The sequence below is a fragment of the Rhizobium sp. 01T444 genome (assembly GCF_056398305.1).
In genome coordinates this window covers 1-598 of sequence record NZ_JBFTPD010000286.1, presented here as the reverse complement: position 1 = coordinate 598, position 598 = coordinate 1, and the positions used below count along the sequence as shown (strand labels likewise).

General features: G+C 72.1%; 1 protein-coding gene. It reads left to right on the top strand.

Annotated features, from left to right (window positions below):
• On the top strand, positions 1-598 hold a 598-nt coding region (locus tag AC1DTN_RS38485), incomplete at both ends, for a phosphate/phosphite/phosphonate ABC transporter substrate-binding protein (protein WP_477925456.1).

Here is a 598-nt window from a genome sequence, read left to right as displayed (position 1 = left end):
GACCTGGGCCTCGCGATGATGTGCGGGCTGCCGTTCTCCCAGCGCGCGACGCGGCCCGTGCTGGTGGCCGCGCCACTGCCCTCGCCGGCGCGCTATGGCGGCAGGCCGGTCTATTTCACCGACATCGTGGTGCGCGCCGACTCGGCCTGTCAGCGCCTGGAAGACAGCTTCGGCGGTGTCGTCGGCTACACGCTCGCCGACTCGATGTCCGGCGGCGTGGCGCTGCGCCATCATCTCGCGCCGTATCGCGCGACGCGCTCTTCGCGGCTCTACCGCGCGGCCGTCGGCAATCTCATTCACGCGCGCGGCGTGATCGAGGCGCTGGCCGCGGGGACCATCGACGTCGGTCCGCTCGACAGTTACTACCACGACCTGCTGCGTCGCAACGAGCCGGCGCTCGCGGCGCAGGTGCGCGTCATCGCCAGCACGCAGGCCATGCCGATCCCGCCGCTGGTGGCGACCGCGGCGTTGACGCCCGATGAACTCGCGCGCCTGCGCGACGCGCTGCGCGCGGTGGCGAGCGCGCCGGAACTCGGCGCCGTCACGGAACGCTTGTTGCTTGCCGGGTTCGTCGTACCCGACGTCGCGGATTACGACC